Here is a 16,570-nt window from a genome sequence, read left to right on the forward strand (position 1 = left end):
AATGCAAGTACATTTCATTATTAACCCATATGCGGGAAATGGGCGTGGAATAAAGCGCTGGCAGCAATTTGAGCAGCAATTGACAATACAATATACAATCCATAGGTCACAATATGCAGGCCATACATTGTTAATCGCAAAGGAAATTGCCCAATGCGCTACGAAGGAAAACCCCATTTGTATAATCGCGTTTGGCGGTGATGGGACAATTCATGAAGTCCTTAATGGGGCGTTAAATTTTGAAAATGTATATATCGGAGCGGTTGCGGCTGGCTCCGGCAATGATTTTGCGCGAGGTTATGAAACATTTGAAACGGTCGAACAGGTGGAGCGATTTACCGAAACTTTAAACAGTTCCCTTCATGATTATGGAATCGCCTCAGTAAATGAGGAGCAGAGGCGATTCATCAATAATTTTGGTGTCGGCTTCGACGCATTGGTAGCATTTACGGCAAATGAGTCCAAGCTGAAAAAGTCATTAAACAAATGGAGGCTAGGAAAGCTAAGCTATCCATATTACGTGATTTTGGCTTTATTTACATATAAACCGTTTCAGCTGGCTGTTGTAAAAAACGGGGAAGAACGGCATTTTAAAAACGTCTGGTTTGCAACAGTAAGCAACCAGCCGTATTTCGGGGGCGGCATGAATTTATCGCCTGAATCCAATACATCTGACGGAATATTGGAAGTGACTATCGTATCCAATTTATCCAAGCGGAAATTATTATTCCTTTTTGGCAGTGTATTTTTAGCAAAGCATACACGTTTGAAGGAAGTTCATCAGTTTTCGGCAAAGGACATTCAATTAATATTTGACCAACCCGTTATGGCGCATGCAGATGGCGAAAAGCAAAAGCTGGCGCATGGTCAAAACAAAATTCAACTAACGGTTCATAAAAAAGCATGGAAATTAGCAAAATAAAAGCAAATATAGCTATTTTCCGTTATAATATGTGGCAGGTATACAATAGAAAAGAGGATAAGCAAGTGAGATTAAAGCATAAACCATGGGCAGCAGATTATATAAAGGAGCATCCGGATGTGATTATTCCAGATCCTGAAAATTTTAAAGGCAAATGGAATGAAGCGTTTGGAAATGACAACCCGATTCATATAGAAGTCGGTACAGGCAAAGGACAATTCGTATTAGGGATGGCCCTGCAAAACCCGGGCATCAACTATATCGGCATTGAATTATTTGACAGTGTCATTGTCTGTGCATTGGAAAAAATCGAAGCAGCGAAAAAGCCGGCGAACTTGCGCCTATTAAAAGTGAATGGTGAAAAGCTAGAACAGTTCTTTGCGAAAGGCGATGTAGACCGAGTGTATTTAAACTTCTCGGATCCATGGCCAAAAGTGCGCCATGCAAAGCGTCGCCTAACACATGAAGGCTTCTTGAAAATTTATGAAAACATTTTAGTCGATAACGGGGAAATCCATTTCAAAACGGACAACCGTGGTCTTTTTGAATATTCGCTAGTAAGCATGAATGAATATGGTATGGCATTAAAATATGTATCATTGGATTTACATGCGAATATGCCGGAAGATAATATTATGACAGAGTATGAGGAGAAATTCTCAAAGCTCGGTCAACCAATTTATCGACTAGAATGTCAATTTCGCATAAAGGGAAACGAATAGCTTTCTTTCGTGCAGGGAAAAGAATGGTATAATGCCTGAATTGGGGCATTATATGTCTTTTTACAATCAAACTAATTTATGATTTGGGGGATGGAAAAATGGATCGATTCGAATTTCACAATATGACACTAACATGGCTGCATGGTGGTGTAACAGCATTGGATGGCGGGGCTATGTTTGGGGTAGTGCCAAAAGCACTATGGTCGCGCAAATACCCAGTAAACGAACTAAACCAAATTGAATTAGCTTGTGAACCGATTTTAATTCAATATGAAGGGAAAAATTACTTGGTCGATTCTGGTGTCGGTGCAGGCAAATTAAATGAAAAGCAAATCCGCAATTTCGGTATTTCGGAAGAGTCGACAATCGAAACAAGCTTAGAGGAAGTCGGTCTAAAGCCTACTGATATCGACGCGGTTTTAATGACGCATCTTCATTTCGATCATGCAGGGGGCTTAACGAAATGGGAAGGCGACAAGCTTGTCCCGGTATTTCCGAATGCTGTTATTTACACGACGCAAATTGAATGGAACGAAATGCGCAATCCAAACATTCGCTCAAAAAATACGTATTGGAAAGAAAACTGGGAGCCTGTCGAGCATTTAGTCAAAACATATGAAGGCGAGCTGGAAGTGGCGTCAGGTTTAAAAATGATTCATACAGGTGGTCACAGTGAGGGGCATGCGATTATTCGACTGGAGCAGAATGGCGAAGTGGCGCTTCATATGGCGGACATAATGCCAACACATGCACATCAGAATCCGCTATGGGTATTGGCGTATGACGACTATCCGATGACGAGCGTGTTCGCGAAGGAAAAGCTGATGAAAGAAGCATTATCTAATGGCTACCGCTTTATTTTCTATCATGATGCGTATTACCGCATGATTCAGTGGGATGCAACAGGCAAGGAAGTAACAGACAGCCTGGAACGTTCGAAACCGGCATTAATTAAGTAAACACGAAAGCACCTGCATGATTATCGATGCAGGTGCTTTTATTATTGATTACGTACTTTCAGCATATACTGAGTGTTTACAGTAATCATAATTATAGCGATGATAAGGATGGCGAAAAGCTGGGATTCACCGGATACGACTGAATAGAACATGCATAGTAACAATGAACAAAGTAATAAAACATTCGTCAAATTAAATGCGGAATATAATCCTTGTAACATAATATGGCGTTCGCCTTCGTCGGACATTTCAAACATCTTTTTCGTATAGTGCTTATCATTATAAGAAGGGATTTCACGGTACGGATATACATATTTGATATAATTGCCTACTATTGGTGTAGCGATAATAGCTAATAATATAGCGGGAATTGATACAATTTGAATAACGACTGACTGTTTTGTAATAATACCTGCACAAGCTCCTACAATACTGATAATCAATGACATATTAATTGCCAATGAAGCATCACTGTACAGTTTATATAAATTCTCTTCCTGCAAATCTTCGTCTTCACCGCTATGTTGCTGTAATGAATGTCTTTTTAACTGGGCTAATTTGACGAAGCCTCCTACAGCTAACAGAAGCGCAATGCCTAAAAAAACAATGGTCATCTCTGTGGCAATTTCGTATAACGGCAGTGTAAATCCGCCTGTTACGATAAAGGATCCTATAAGTCCCCCAATAATACCTCCAAATAAAAACTGCTTTATCGTTCGTTTCATTACAATTCCTCCTCCTCAAAAATAAAAATCTCATCAATCGGTTCATTCAAAATTTTTGATATTCTTACGGCTATTAATAGTGAAGGGACGAGTTCTTCGCGTTCGATCAGGCTAATCGTCTGTCTTGATACTTTTGCGCGTTTTGCTAATTCGGTTTGGTTTAACTGATATCTTGCTCGCAACTCCTTTAGTCTTGTTTTCATTTCTTCACCTCTTGCATATAATTGTAAAGTAATTGAGTCAAGTTGACAAGTAATTTTGTCAAAATGACTAAAATACTTTTATATGTGGACCAAAAAATACGATGACTAAAATTACGTCATCGCATTCTTTACATTATATTTGTTTAATATCCACAATCGCGCCAGAACGTGCGTCCGCCGCGAATTCATAGTTTTCCAGCTCACCGTTCATCGTGCGGGAAATACCGCCGCGATATACAGGCGTTTCTGTAAACCCATTGCTGAAATTTTCCGTTTTCATATAAATCCAAGAACCATCAATCGGTGCCTGCTTTTTAAATTCATCTTTAATATTCGTTAAAATTTGATCTGGATTCGCATATGGTGCAACCCGATTGCTCATTTCTTTCACGATTACGGCAGCTGCCACCCCAGTTGCAACGCCTATTGTAAAATCTTTTAAGTTCATTCCAAAATACCTCCTCAAAATATTCACTATGTTTACTTTATCATACTCTTAAAATAGAGTAAAAATAATAGAAAGTCCGAAAGTCGAAATATTGTCTGAATTTTATGTTATAATGAGTGCAAATCTACTTTTAGAGGTGTTACATAATGGATCAACATACATTGGCTCTATTTAAAACATTAACAGAGTTGCCTGGTGCACCAGGCAATGAGCGTGCGGTTCGCAATTTTATGCGCTCGGAACTGGAAAAATATTCGGATGAAGTGATTCAGGATAATTTAGGCGGCATTTTTGGTGTGCGAAAAGCAAAGGATGAAAACGCTCCTAAAATTTTGGTGGCAGGCCATATGGATGAAGTCGCATTTATGGTTACTTCCATTACGGAAAACGGAATGATCCGCTTCCAGACACTCGGCGGCTGGTGGAACCAAGTGATGCTCGCTCAACGTGTGACGGTTTATGCAAAAGATCGCGAAATTCCAGGCGTGATTGCATCAATTCCCCCGCATTTGTTGACAGACGCTGAGCGTTCAAAACCGATGGACATTAAAAATATGCTAATTGATATTGGCGCTGATTCAAAAGAGGATGCGATAAATTTAGGGGTGCGACCAGGACAGTCGATTATTCCGGTATGTCCGTTTACACCAATGGCCAATCCTAAAAAAATCATGGCAAAAGCTTGGGATAATCGCTATGGCTGTGGTTTATCAATAGAGCTTTTAAAGGAACTTCACGGTCAAGAAGTGAAGAGCCATATTTATTCGGGAGCCAATGTAATGGAAGAAGTTGGATTGCGGGGTGCGGCAGTTTCTGCAAATATGATTCAGCCTGATTTATTCTTTGCATTGGATGCTTCACCGGCAAATGATACATCCGGCGATAAAAATGAATTCGGCCAATTAGGAAAAGGCACATTATTGCGTATTTTAGACCGTTCAATGGTGACACATCGGGGAATGCGCGAATTCGTTTTAGATACGGCTGAGTCGAACCGAATTCCTTATCAATATTTCGTGTCCCAAGGCGGTACCGATGCAGGGCGTGTCCATACACAAAATGATGGAATTCCTTCAGCGGTGATTGGCATTTGCTCGCGTTATATTCATACATCTGCCTCTATTATCCATGTTGATGATTATGCGGCAGCGAGAGAATTGCTTGTAAAATTAATTCAATCTGCAGACCGTTCAACAATAGACACAATTCGTGCAAACGTATAAAATTACACATGCATAATTGTATGATGTATTATAATACAAGAATGTGAGTATATCGCATTCTTGTTTTTTTATGCTTAAGAAAAAATTTACATAGCTTTTTCTGTAGAAAATATCTTTTAACATTAATAATTTGGAGATGAAAAAATGAAAGTAGCAGTAGGATCAAAAAATAAAGCAAAAGTCGGCGCTGTCGAAGCAATTATCCGGCAGTTCTTCCCCGAAGCAACAATTGAAAGCATAGATGTACCATCGGATGTGTCTGTACAGCCCTTTTCAAATGAGGAAACGCGACAGGGAGCCATTAATCGTGCACGCAACGCGATGATGCAAACAAATGCCGATTTAACATTCGGATTGGAAGGCGGCGTCGATGAAATAGATGGGACGATGTATTGCTGCAATTGGGGGGCTGCCTTGTTAAAAGACGGTACAGCTATTGCGAGCTCTGGAGCACAGTTTGCTTTACCCGAAGCAATCGCTATGGAGCTTCGGGTAGGAAAGGAACTTGGCCCTGTAATGGACGTCTACACCAATATGGAAAATATACGTCATCATCAAGGTGCAATTGGCATTTTCACACATCAGTTAATCGATCGAAAAGCAATGTTTGAGCATATCGTCAAATTATTAGTAGGTCAAGTATTATTCAAAATAAGCAAAGAGCAAAACTAATATTCGTTAAACACATTAGTTGCATTGTGGAACGTAAAATTATTATGATACTAGAGGAAGTTTGAAAGAGAGGGAAAACAATGAATCGGAAATGGATTCGCGCAGTTTTGCTTAGTGCCATCGTTGTCGTACTCACAGGATGCAATCAAACAATCGAGGAACAAGCATTAGCAGGAATGGAAAATGCTGAAACTATATTTAAAAGTGAACCAAATGAAGTAAATAAAACAATTGGCCATATAGAGCTGTACTTGCCGAAAGGGTATAGTATTGAAAAAGGGATAGATGAACTGAACTATACAATTCTCAATGGCAAAGATTCCTATATTCTATTTGTAAATCCGAATGAAACAGAAGATAGTCAGCTGCACTATGACATTTTAAAGCAAGACAGCAAAAATAAAATTGTCCAAGAGCAAACATTCCAAAAAGATGGAGTATTTGGCTTTTCGGCGGTCGTCGAACAGTCTGAGGAAAAATATGAGCTTATCGTAAATGTAGGTGGTGTCAAGCTATCAACAATTTCGGCAGACAAGAAACTGGACAGCAAAATTCAGGAAATGATGGAAATTGTTCAAACTGTAAATGTAATTCAATAATTTCAAGCATGAGCAGAATCCAATATTGTTTTGATACAATAGGGAAGTAGAAACGAGGACCCGAGCAAGTATAGCAAGGATACATTCCTTAAGACGGGACTGAACAACTTAATGCAATTGCAGCAAAAACATAAGTTTGCTATTAAGGATGATGGCTATGTTAAAAGCTTTTTGTTTTTAGCATAGCCCCTTTTTAATAAATAAAGGAGTGATTGAATGGAATCGAAACAGTTAGTTGCTGAGCTGAAGACGAAATTAGGCGAGAATAATTTTACGTTCACATTCGATGAAAAGCATGATAAATTACGTCTTGAACATAAAAAAATCGGACGAGGGATGGATATCTCTTTACCCGAAATTTTAACGAAGTACGAAACGAAAAAACAGCAGGCAATTGATGAAGTGATTTATACAGTTGAGCAAACATTTTCAGCGATGCAGCGGGAAGAAGAACAGGGCTTTGGCGGGCTTGCTTCTGTCTATCCGATCATCCGCTCGACATCTTTCCCTAAAAAGTCGAATGATGGACATGCATTTGTCATGTCGGACCATACTGCAGAAACGCGTATATATTATGCGCTTGATCTGGGCACAACTTATCGTTTAATCGATGAATCAATGTTGCCGAAACTAAATGTAACGGAGGAGCATATACGCGAAGCAGCCCGTTTTTCTGTAAAAAAATTGCCGACTTCTGTAAAGCAAGATGAGGTTTCAGGCAATATGTATTATTTTTTAAACCATAATGACGGCTATGATGCGAGCCGTATTTTGAATGAAGGCTTCCTAAAGGAAATGGAAAGCCAAATCGAAGGGGAAATGACAGTATCTGTTCCGCACCAGGATGTTTTAATTATTGGTGATATTCGCAATGAAGTAGGTTATGATGTATTAGCACAGATGACGATGCATTTCTTTACAGTTGGCGCGGTTCCGATTACGAGCCTGTCATTCGTATACGAAAACGGTCATTTAGAACCAATTTTTATTTTAGCGAAAAACAAAGCAAAAAAGGAGCAAGACGAGAAATGAAAGTAGCTTACAACAAAGCATATGTAGGAGATGTCCTACTAGTTCAATTAGCGATGGAGCCAATCGTAAAAACCGAAATGGAGCGTGTTGGTGACTTAGCCGTTTTAAAAGAGGAAGCGACAGGCGAAATAAAAGCATTCAACCTTTTTAATGCAAGTAAATATATAGGGTTGGATGTAGCGGGCAATGTGGAAGTGACACCTGAATTAGTTGAAAAACTGGAGGCGGCAATTAAAGCGAACGGCGCTGAAATTTCCCTCGATGTAGACTTTTCGCCAAAATTCGTAGTAGGCTATGTGGAAGCGAAAGAAAAGCATCCAAATGCGGATAAGTTAAGTGTCTGCAAAGTAAATGTAGGGGACGAAACATTACAGATCGTATGTGGCGCACCGAATGTTGAAGCAGGACAAAAAGTAGTCGTGGCAAAAGTTGGTGCGGTAATGCCTTCTGGATTACTAATAAAAGAAGGCAATTTACGCGGCGAAGATTCGTTTGGTATGCTTTGTTCCGCACGTGAACTAGCAATCCCTGGCGCACCGGAAGTGAAAGGGATTTTATTGCTCGATGAATCGGCAGAAGTTGGCAGCCCTTTTGAAATACCAGCTCGGTAATTTGAAATATTTGTCAGTGTGGTGAGCAAAGTCTCTCATGCTGACTTTTTTTATCCTTAAAAATATTGATCACGAAGCGCATTTATACTGCAAATATGATATGCTTTTGAGGTATATAAATATATATATAATATGCAAAGACCGTTTCAAATAAAGAAATTTGTGCGGCAATGTTTTTAAGGAAAGAAGTGATATTGATGAGTTGGATTAAAAATAAATTTAATCAATTTTTTAAGATGGACTTAAATGAAGAATATGATGATTATGAGGAATATACGGAAGCGCCTGAAATCGAACAACCAAAACAGCAGCAAGCACAGACGGGTTATTACAGGGAAACCGAGCAGCCTAAAAAAGCTTTCCGTTTTCCATTAATAGAAGATGAACATGAGGAGAAGGGTAATGAGCAAGCGCAACCGCGTCAAACAACGCGTTTCTACGATGAAGATAATGAAAAGCTCTCATTGCCAAACTATTTGCAAAAACCTGTAGCCCATGAAATATATGATGTGGAAGTATCGGGCATTCGAGATTTGCTGGAACGCCGCCGCAAAGGGAAGGGGCATTCGAATGTTATTCCAAAAAGCGAGACTTTACGCCGCTTGCCGATTACGAAAGAAGAGCGGGAAGGTTTGCGAAAAAAGCCTGCGCGTGAAGAAAAAAACGTAAACAAACAAGCTATCAATCCAATGGAAAACAAGAAGCGCTTTGTCCCGACAGATGTCCCGTCACCTGTACACGGGTTCAAAAAGCCGACACCGATAGAACAATTGATCGAAAAACAACAAAGTTTAAACGAAAAGCTGAACGATGAAGAGCAGCAAGCACCTGAAATAATCGAACCGCAAAACACGGAAATTTTGGATCAGCCAATTGAACCTATTAGTAAGCAGCCTATTGAAAATAAGCAACAAAAAATAGTTGAACAAAGCACAGTGAAGGAACAAATTGTTGCTGTGGAAGGGGCGCCTGCGGCAGAACCGCACATCATTCCACAGGAAGAGGAAAATAATAGCGATAAAGAACTCATTTTATTCGAGGTTGAGGAAACGGCACAAGAACAGGAACAAGAACAAACTCGTGAGGCGACAGGAGATGAACAGGGCGAGCCGCCGGCAGTATTGCTCGAAGAAGTGGATATAGCCGAAGAAAAGCAGGGAACTTCTATTGCTGAAACATTGAATGATGTGCAAGTGAAGCATGTGACAATTGAAAACTCGACGATCCATATCGGACAATTAAACGTCGAGCAAATGCCGCCAGCCGACGAAGGGGCTGTTGTAGAGGAGAGCATACAGGAGGCTAAACCATTACAGCAATCGAACAGAGGCAGCAGGGTTCCATTTAATGTCGTTATGCTGAAGTCGGATAAAGAAAAATTACTTACGAAGAAGTTTGTCGAGCAGCAGCTGGATCAGCAAAATTCGGAACATGAAGAAGTGACGGCAAATGAAACGGAAGCCGCAGAAGAAATTGTTGAAGAGAATGAAGAAATATTAATTCAATCGGTTCATGCTGCGGGTACAGCTGAAGACGCTCAGAAATCAATTGTAAATGAAGACCGGAAAATCGATCAACATGCCCAACAATCATTTCAAAATGAGGTTTTACAGCCAGGGGAAGAAAAAAGCGTAACAATGGCCTTCCAGCAAACGACCAAACAATATGAACCGGTCAATGAGCTGCAAAAAGAACCTACGAGTGACATGTACAATACAGCTATCGGATTGTTGGAGCGCGAAAGCATTGTCTCTGAACGATTGGAAGAAGAGATGGAAGTAGCGACAACGACGGAAGTTCAGCCACAGCTTATTTCCGATGAAAAGAATGAACAAAATGGAGTGGGAAATACTTCAATCGAAGAAGCGGCTTCCCAACTACAATCTGTTGAACAGGACAAACAACTTTTGGAAGTTCAGCAAGCCGAAAAAAAGATTCCTTATGTGAAGCCGCCACTTGAATATTTAGTTCCCCCGGAGGAAATGATTGAGGACCGTGATTGGATGGATGAGCAAGGAGAAAATTTGGTGGAAGCATTGTCCCATTTCCAAATTCAGGCCCATATTGAATCAATCGTCCAAGGTCCAGCCGTTACGCAATTTGAAATCACTGTAGGTCAGGGGACGAAAGTAAGTAAAGTCCGCAATTTGACAGATGACATTAAACTCGCTTTGGCTGCGAAGGATATTCGCATCGATGCACCGATTCCAGGGAAACGCTCAATCGGCATTGAAATTCCGAATCGTATTTCAAGGTCGGTCCGTTTATCTGAAGTGACGGATTCCGAGTCGTTCAGAAATTCGGATTCACCATTAGAGGCAGCATTAGGGCTGGATTTGACGGGTAAGCCCGTAACAATTGATTTACGCAAAATGCCGCATGGTCTTATTGCCGGTGCAACAGGCTCCGGTAAATCCGTATGTATTAACTCGATTTTAGTAAGCTTGCTTTATAAGGCTAATCCAAATGAATTAAAGCTGATGCTAATCGACCCGAAAATGGTTGAGCTTGCGCCATTTAACCATATTCCGCATTTAGTGAGCCCTGTCATTACAGACGTAAAAGCAGCGACTGCTGCATTAAAATGGGCAGTGGAAGAAATGGAAAGACGTTATCAGTTATTTATGCATAGCGGCGCACGTAAAATAGAAGCATATAATAAGATGTGTGATGCAAATGGAATGTATGCGCAAAAGCTGCCATACTTGTTAATCGTAATTGACGAGCTGGCCGATTTAATGATGATGTCGCCTCAAGATGTGGAAGATAGCATTGTTCGAATTACCCAAAAGGCACGTGCTGCAGGCATTCATTTGATTGTAGCGACACAGCGCCCCTCTGTAGATGTTATTACAGGACTTATAAAATCGAATATTCCAACACGTATTGCCTTTTCGGTATCCTCGCAAATCGATTCACGTACAATTTTGGATGCACAAGGCGCAGAACGTTTGCTTGGACGCGGAGATATGTTATATTTAGGGAATGGTATGTCAGCGCCGACACGGATTCAAGGCACATTTGTTACGGATGACGAAATAGAAGAGATTATCGAGTATGTACGTGAACAAGGAGAGCCACAATATATATTTAAACAAGAAGAGTTATTGAAGCGTTCAGAAGCAGCGGAGGATCAAGATGAATTGTTCGAAGAAGTATGCCGTTTTGTGTATGAACAAGGCTCCGCTTCGACATCGCTTTTGCAGCGCCGTTACCATATTGGCTATAATCGTGCTGCAAGATTAATCGACATGCTTGAGCGACAAGGATATGTTTCCGAGCCAAAGGGAAGTAAGCCGAGAGATGTATTTATTACAGAGGAAGATTTAATGATCCAATTTGGAGACTAAAGTACTACATAATTGGGCGAGTATAAAATTTTGAATTGTCGTTCAATTATTGTTCCGTGTATTTAGTGCTATAATGTAGGCATACTTTGAATTAATAAGTTGATAATTTCAATGGGGTCTTCGTATCCTAGGAGGGTTTTAACAATAATGACACGCTATCATTTTACCGGTATTAAAGGTTCAGGCATGAGTCCACTTGCTCAAATATTATTTGACGCTGGAGAGCAAGTACAAGGTTCCGACGTTGATACGTATTTTTTTACGGAGCAGCCTTTACGCGACCGGGGAATAGAAATTTTTACATTTGATGAAAACAATATTAAAGAAGGTTTAACTGTTATTGCGGGCAATGCATTTAATGATGATCATCCTGAATTAGTGCGCGCGCGCGAATTAGGTGTCGAAGTAATTCGTTACCATAAATTTTTAGGGGAATACAGTAATCGTTTCACATCAATCGCTATTACTGGCGCACATGGTAAAACATCAACGACTGGATTAATGAGCCATGTCATAGGCGGCTATATGCCGACATCCTATTTAATCGGTGATGGTACGGGCTCGGGGAAAGAGGATGCTTCCTATTTTGTTATGGAAGCATGTGAATACCGCCGGCACTTTTTAGCCTATCATCCAGATTATGCTGTAATGACAAATATTGATTTTGATCACCCTGATTATTTTACGAGCATTGACGATGTATACAATGCATTTCAGCAGTTGGCATTGCAAGTGAATAAAGCGATTATTGCATGTGGGGATGATGAGCAGCTTCAGAAAATTCAAGCGAATGTGCCCGTTGTATATTACGGATTTGATCCGGAAAATGATTTTGCGGCACGCAATATTGTGAAAACAACAGAAGGCACGGAGTTTGATGTATATGTCCGCAATGAATTTTATAGTAAATTCTTTATTCCATTATTCGGGGACCATACGATTTTAAACTCATTAGCCGTTATTTCCCTTTGTCATTACGAAGGAGTTCCAGCGAAGTTAATCCAAGAGCGACTAAATACTTATGGTGGAGTGAAACGTCGATTTACCGAAACAAAAATCGGTGACGCTGTTTTAGTGGACGATTATGCGCACCATCCGACTGAAATTGCCGCAACTTTACAATCGGCACGTCAAAAATACCCGGAACGTGAAGTCGTTGCGATTTTCCAACCACATACATTTACAAGAACGAAAGCATTTTTGCAAGATTTTGCGGATAGTTTAAGTGGAGCAGATGCAACTTATTTATGCGATATTTTTGGTTCTGCCCGCGAAAAACAAGGAGAGCTTTCCATTGAAAATTTGGCAAGCTTGATTGAGGAATGCGCCCTGTTGACTATTGAAACAATTGAGCAGCTAAAAAAGCATGACAATGCAGTATTCCTCTTCATGGGAGCCGGAGATGTTCATAAATATCAAAAAGCGTACGAAGCAATTTTGAAGTAATAGAAAAACAGCTTAACCTATATGGAGGATAAGCTGTTTTTCCATACATATAGCATCGAACTTCTATTCTATATATTACGGGTTTTATTCATTGGTTGAATGGGGAATATGAAAGCATGGACAAAATTGTCTTTCATTTGATAGTGGATAAAAAAATATAGGTTTTATGGAAATCCACGATGGAAAAGCACATATTACACATTATTTTGGCGCAAAATGTGTTTTTCTGAGAAAAGGATTGTCAGATTTTTTGTCGAATGTTTAAATGGAACTAGATAGAGGAGGTCATATTTAATGGAAGTATTGCTTTATATTGCCGCATTAGTAGCTGCAATCGGATTTTTAGTATTATGTGTAAGTATTGGTATGACATTGTTTTCAGTTAAGAATACGCTAAATTCTATCGCGGGGACAGTTGCAGGGATTGAAGGGCAAATGGAAGGAATTACACGTGAAACGACGAGCCTGCTTACAAAAACGAATTCATTGGCGGATGATATTTCAGATAAGTCGGAGAAATTGAATTCTGTATTCCATGCGGTTAAAGGTGTCGGCGATTCTGTCAATGATTTGAATTCATCTGTACAACGCATTACTTCATCAATCTCTACAGAAGTTCATAAAAACGAAGAGAAAATCGCCCAAGTTGTGCAATGGAGCAATGTTGCTATGGGCATCGCAGATCAATGGCGACAGCGCAAGCCGATTAACGAGGAAGATGTCATTTACACAAGCACAAAAACAAACGAAACACCGCCAGCTATGGAAACAAAATCAAAATTCGGTTTTTTAAAGCGAAATAAAGGGTAATAATTTTTATGGAAAACAAGGGGGAGTTATTATGATGGAAGAAAAACGAGCAAACTATCAGACATCTCAAGATTATACACAGCTAAATGATTCAATTTATGATGACGAAAAAATCCATGTAAAAGATTTTGTAATCGGTGCATTGGTCGGAGGCATTGTAGGTGTGGCTACAGCTTTATTGCTAGCTCCGAAAACAGGCAGTGAACTGCGCAATGATGTGGCTGTACAAGCTGTTACATTAAAGGACAAAAGTATTGAACTGACAGATACAGCGAAAGAAAAGACAGCACAGCTTTCTACTCAATTAAAAGAGCAGTCTTCTTCACTTGTAGAGAAGGTAAAAGCAAAAACAGCTAAGCAGCCCCCAGTATTAGATGATGGCACTGCTTCTTCAGAAGGTGAAGAGCCATTGCCATTGGATAAAATGGATAAAGAAGAGCAAAAAGCTGCTGCAAACGCGGATCCGGATAGTGTAAACGCAGATCCCGATATCGCAAACTCAACACGTCATACAGATATGGAATAATAAATCGGGGCTATCCGAAATGATCGATTTCATCGAATCTTTTCGGGCAGCCCCCTTTTTGATAGTAGGTGATTTTGCTCGGCCAAAGTTTCTCGGTAAATGAATCATAAAAAAGGCGCCATGCATATATATGGCGCCTCTTGAAATTATAATTAAACAATAATTTATTGCATAATAGATTGTTCAGTCAGTTGGATTTCCAATCGGTCACCACCAAAAATTTCTGCGTCGAAAGTGGATGGCTTGCCATTGCGTAAAATCGTAAATGAACCTTTAAACGCAGTAGGGAGCTGCCAAGCAGAAAAGCGGAACACATCTTGATAAATCCATTTGCTCGTATCTTTTTCAATGATTTTAATCGTCGCCCCATTCGGAACAGCGGAAATATGTTGGACAACATGTCCGTTTACGGAAAATTCCCGTGCTGTTTTTATAAGCTCCACTTGCTCATTTTGGAAGTTAACGATTACCTTTTCTTCTAATAGTAAATCCAAATATGCCGCAATTTGTTCTGCTGTAGGCAATGTGTTTTGTTTAAATGTAATATTATCGCCGGTTTGCACAGGGTAATGAATTTTTCCTGGCTTTCCGTTAATGAATAGCTGCGATGAAAATTCAGGCAAGTATACAGGCTTGCCCTCAAGATGAACACAATAAGAGTTGAATTGCTGGAGATGCTTTATATTATTCGTATGTTTAAATGCCTCTTCTATCGTTTCGACTGTTTCAACAACGATTACATCCCGATCTTTTAATTGCGTATCCAAATTAACAATTTTACCATTCACTAAAACTTTCGGTTCTATCATATACATTGTGCCATCGATCGTAACTGATTTAACTGCCGCATCGTCAATAATTTCACGCACATTTACTACTGCATCCGCTCCGTCTTTCCCAGGCACAAGCTGTACTTGATCTCCGTTTTTAATTTGAGATTTGGTGGATGCTGATTTCCCGTTCAATAATATTTGGGCAGGTTCGCCATGTTCACCGGGCACGAATACACTTTGACCGTTCACGGTGATGGATAAGCCATGGCCAAGCTTTCCATACAATTGTTTTGCACGGATATTCGCTGCCAAAAATGCATCACCGACAGTCATTTCCTTTAACTCGAACAAACGAACGACCTGTTCATTCACTGTAATGGACATATAGTGGATTGGTGCTTTTTGTGCTGCGATAGCAATTCCGATCGGTGTGACAAGTTCAGGAGTTGGAGAAATATGCTCCGCACGAGTTAAATTTTGTATGGCATCCACCCCGCGCACTGCGACACGATTTACCGGCAAGTTCAAAATTTTCCCAAGCTCCTCCGGCAAGTTGGGCGTCAAGCTTCCACCCCCTACTAGCATGACCGCTTTCGGAGCTGTATTGTTGTTTAACCGTAAAACCTCCTCCCCAATTGATTTCGCTAAATTTTCGATAGCAGGATAAATCGTTTTCAATACTTCTTCACGCGGAATGTATTCATCGAACCCTAAAATATCCTGTATTAAAATTTCGTCACTCGAATGCATTTGACGTTTTGCGATTTCCGCTATTGGGAAGTCTAATAAGTATTGGTCACTTAAAGCCTCGGTGATCTCATCTCCCGCTGTCGGCACCATCCCATATGCGACAACTGTGCTTTTATCGGTAATCGCTATATCCGAAGTCCCTGCACCGATATCGACGAGCGCCACATTTAGCCGGCGCATTGTAGGAGGAATAAGTACATTTATAGCGGCTATAGGCTCCAATGTTAAAGCTTCCATTTCTAAATCTGCTCGCTTTAGCGCAGCAAGCAGTGATTCAACAACAACACGCGGCAGGAAAGTTGCGATGACTTCCACAGTTGCCTCATCGCCTTGCTGGTCGAGCAGGCTGCCAATTTCTTCTCCATCTAAACGGAAATATAAAACAGAATAGCCGACACAATAGTAATGGTTGTTTTTTGCATCTTCTTTTTGCTGCAGCAATTGTTGCTGCGCTTGCTGCACCGCTTGCAGCTCTAAACGATTAATATCTTCTTCAGTAAAGATTGGCCGGTTTTTAATCGAAAGCGAAATGCTTGCCTGTTCGGTTTTTAATGCACGACCAGCTGCTGCTACACTCACTTTTTTTAATGGTCCATGGGTTTCTTCCAATTTGTTTTTGATCTCTTGTATAAGTTCAGCGACATACAAAACATTATGTATTTGGCCATCAACCATCGCACGCTCTTTATGTTCTTTCACTAAAATATCAGCTACATGATATTTGTCTTCTTGCTGCTCTAAAATAATACCTACGACAGAGCGTGTTCCGATATCAAGTGCGAACAATTTATTTGTCATA

Annotated in this window: 16 protein-coding genes; 12 read left to right on the top strand and 4 right to left on the bottom strand. The window is 40.2% G+C overall.

The annotated features are described in order from the left end of the window. Position 1 precedes the first annotated feature (1 nt). The 3 genes from ACTHOQ_RS09200 (at position 2) to ACTHOQ_RS09210 (ending at position 2,603) form a co-directional block, all read left to right on the top strand. On the top strand, positions 2-922 hold the full coding sequence (locus tag ACTHOQ_RS09200) for a diacylglycerol/lipid kinase family protein (protein WP_440495661.1): 921 nt from the start codon (positions 2-4) through the stop codon (positions 920-922). A 65-nt stretch (positions 923-987) separates the two neighbouring features. Further along, a complete protein-coding gene (trmB, locus tag ACTHOQ_RS09205) occupies positions 988-1,644 on the top strand; it encodes a tRNA (guanosine(46)-N7)-methyltransferase TrmB (RefSeq protein WP_440495663.1) in 657 nt (218 codons plus the stop codon). A gap of 98 nt (positions 1,645-1,742) precedes the next feature. Then, entirely contained in the window at positions 1,743-2,603 is an 861-nt protein-coding gene (locus tag ACTHOQ_RS09210) for a YtnP family quorum-quenching lactonase (RefSeq protein WP_440495664.1), read from the top strand. A gap of 41 nt (positions 2,604-2,644) precedes the next feature. Here the strand turns inward: ACTHOQ_RS09210 and ACTHOQ_RS09215 are convergent, their stop codons facing one another. The 3 genes from ACTHOQ_RS09215 to ACTHOQ_RS09225 all read right to left on the bottom strand — a co-directional run bounded on the left by ACTHOQ_RS09215 (position 2,645) and on the right by ACTHOQ_RS09225 (position 3,979). After that, on the bottom strand, positions 2,645-3,328 hold the full coding sequence (locus ACTHOQ_RS09215; protein WP_440495666.1) for a DUF3169 family protein: 684 nt from the start codon (positions 3,326-3,328) through the stop codon (positions 2,645-2,647). Beyond that, positions 3,328-3,531: a helix-turn-helix transcriptional regulator gene (locus ACTHOQ_RS09220; RefSeq protein WP_339172676.1), complete on the bottom strand. Its 204-nt coding sequence runs from the start codon at positions 3,529-3,531 to the stop codon at positions 3,328-3,330. Before ACTHOQ_RS09220 ends, ACTHOQ_RS09215 begins: the two co-directional genes overlap by 1 nt. A 133-nt stretch (positions 3,532-3,664) precedes the next feature. Next, a complete protein-coding gene (locus ACTHOQ_RS09225) occupies positions 3,665-3,979 on the bottom strand; it encodes a hypothetical protein (RefSeq protein WP_440495668.1) in 315 nt (104 codons plus the stop codon). 146 nt (positions 3,980-4,125) lie between these two features. On the opposite strand from ACTHOQ_RS09225, the gene ACTHOQ_RS09230 reads away from it, so the two are divergent. The 9 genes from ACTHOQ_RS09230 (at position 4,126) to ACTHOQ_RS09270 (ending at position 14,248) form a co-directional block, all read left to right on the top strand. Continuing rightward, positions 4,126-5,202 carry a M42 family metallopeptidase gene (locus tag ACTHOQ_RS09230; RefSeq protein WP_440495670.1) on the top strand — a complete coding sequence of 359 codons (1,077 nt, stop codon included), beginning with the start codon at positions 4,126-4,128 and terminating at the stop codon, positions 5,200-5,202. A 144-nt stretch (positions 5,203-5,346) separates the two neighbouring features. Beyond that, positions 5,347-5,874 carry a DUF84 family protein gene (locus ACTHOQ_RS09235; RefSeq protein ID WP_440495672.1) on the top strand — a complete coding sequence of 176 codons (528 nt, stop codon included), beginning with the start codon at positions 5,347-5,349 and terminating at the stop codon, positions 5,872-5,874. An 80-nt stretch (positions 5,875-5,954) separates the two neighbouring features. Beyond that, a complete protein-coding gene (locus ACTHOQ_RS09240; protein ID WP_440495673.1) occupies positions 5,955-6,473 on the top strand; it encodes a hypothetical protein in 519 nt (172 codons plus the stop codon). Between the two features lie 216 nt (positions 6,474-6,689). Beyond that, positions 6,690-7,505 (top strand): DUF1444 domain-containing protein, encoded by an 816-nt coding sequence (locus ACTHOQ_RS09245; RefSeq protein WP_440495674.1) that lies wholly within the window; start codon positions 6,690-6,692, stop codon positions 7,503-7,505. Next, entirely contained in the window at positions 7,502-8,116 is a 615-nt protein-coding gene (gene ytpR / locus ACTHOQ_RS09250) for a YtpR family tRNA-binding protein (RefSeq protein WP_440495675.1), read from the top strand. Before ACTHOQ_RS09245 ends, ytpR begins: the two co-directional genes overlap by 4 nt. A gap of 197 nt (positions 8,117-8,313) precedes the next feature. Then, the gene (locus ACTHOQ_RS09255) at positions 8,314-11,466 is read left to right on the top strand and encodes a DNA translocase FtsK (RefSeq protein ID WP_440495676.1); all 3,153 of its coding nucleotides are present in this window, start codon (positions 8,314-8,316) and stop codon (positions 11,464-11,466) included. 147 nt (positions 11,467-11,613) lie between these two features. Continuing rightward, the gene (gene murC / locus ACTHOQ_RS09260; protein WP_440495677.1) at positions 11,614-12,912 is read left to right on the top strand and encodes a UDP-N-acetylmuramate--L-alanine ligase; all 1,299 of its coding nucleotides are present in this window, start codon (positions 11,614-11,616) and stop codon (positions 12,910-12,912) included. 294 nt (positions 12,913-13,206) lie between these two features. Next, positions 13,207-13,722 (top strand): DUF948 domain-containing protein, encoded by a 516-nt coding sequence (locus ACTHOQ_RS09265; protein WP_440495678.1) that lies wholly within the window; start codon positions 13,207-13,209, stop codon positions 13,720-13,722. A 34-nt stretch (positions 13,723-13,756) separates the two neighbouring features. Then, positions 13,757-14,248, top strand: a complete 492-nt coding sequence (locus tag ACTHOQ_RS09270; RefSeq protein ID WP_440495785.1) for a YtxH domain-containing protein — start codon at positions 13,757-13,759, stop codon at positions 14,246-14,248. A gap of 164 nt (positions 14,249-14,412) precedes the next feature. Here the strand turns inward: ACTHOQ_RS09270 and pilM are convergent, their stop codons facing one another. Beyond that, a complete protein-coding gene (gene pilM / locus ACTHOQ_RS09275; protein ID WP_440495680.1) occupies positions 14,413-16,569 on the bottom strand; it encodes a pilus assembly protein PilM in 2,157 nt (718 codons plus the stop codon). Position 16,570: the final 1 nt, after the last annotated feature.

The sequence above is a fragment of the Solibacillus silvestris genome (assembly GCF_051967575.1).
Lineage (GTDB): Bacteria > Bacillota > Bacilli > Bacillales_A > Planococcaceae > Solibacillus > Solibacillus silvestris_B.

What these genes read in the sequence shown, in the direction of transcription:
- ACTHOQ_RS09200 (WP_440495661.1), top strand. Translation starts at nt 2, where the DNA reads ATGCAAGTACATTTCATTATTAACCCATATGCGGGAAATGGGCGTGGA.
- ACTHOQ_RS09210 (WP_440495664.1), top strand. Translation starts at nt 1,743, where the DNA reads ATGGATCGATTCGAATTTCACAATATGACACTAACATGGCTGCATGGT.
- ACTHOQ_RS09215 (WP_440495666.1), bottom strand. Translation starts at nt 3,328, where the DNA reads ATGAAACGAACGATAAAGCAGTTTTTATTTGGAGGTATTATTGGGGGA.
- ACTHOQ_RS09220 (WP_339172676.1), bottom strand. Translation starts at nt 3,531, where the DNA reads ATGAAAACAAGACTAAAGGAGTTGCGAGCAAGATATCAGTTAAACCAA.
- ACTHOQ_RS09225 (WP_440495668.1), bottom strand. Translation starts at nt 3,979, where the DNA reads ATGAACTTAAAAGATTTTACAATAGGCGTTGCAACTGGGGTGGCAGCT.
- ACTHOQ_RS09230 (WP_440495670.1), top strand. Translation starts at nt 4,126, where the DNA reads ATGGATCAACATACATTGGCTCTATTTAAAACATTAACAGAGTTGCCT.
- ACTHOQ_RS09235 (WP_440495672.1), top strand. Translation starts at nt 5,347, where the DNA reads ATGAAAGTAGCAGTAGGATCAAAAAATAAAGCAAAAGTCGGCGCTGTC.
- ACTHOQ_RS09240 (WP_440495673.1), top strand. Translation starts at nt 5,955, where the DNA reads ATGAATCGGAAATGGATTCGCGCAGTTTTGCTTAGTGCCATCGTTGTC.
- ACTHOQ_RS09245 (WP_440495674.1), top strand. Translation starts at nt 6,690, where the DNA reads ATGGAATCGAAACAGTTAGTTGCTGAGCTGAAGACGAAATTAGGCGAG.
- ytpR (WP_440495675.1), top strand. Translation starts at nt 7,502, where the DNA reads ATGAAAGTAGCTTACAACAAAGCATATGTAGGAGATGTCCTACTAGTT.
- ACTHOQ_RS09255 (WP_440495676.1), top strand. Translation starts at nt 8,314, where the DNA reads ATGAGTTGGATTAAAAATAAATTTAATCAATTTTTTAAGATGGACTTA.
- murC (WP_440495677.1), top strand. Translation starts at nt 11,614, where the DNA reads ATGACACGCTATCATTTTACCGGTATTAAAGGTTCAGGCATGAGTCCA.
- ACTHOQ_RS09265 (WP_440495678.1), top strand. Translation starts at nt 13,207, where the DNA reads ATGGAAGTATTGCTTTATATTGCCGCATTAGTAGCTGCAATCGGATTT.
- ACTHOQ_RS09270 (WP_440495785.1), top strand. Translation starts at nt 13,757, where the DNA reads ATGGAAGAAAAACGAGCAAACTATCAGACATCTCAAGATTATACACAG.
- pilM (WP_440495680.1), bottom strand. Translation starts at nt 16,569, where the DNA reads ATGACAAATAAATTGTTCGCACTTGATATCGGAACACGCTCTGTCGTA.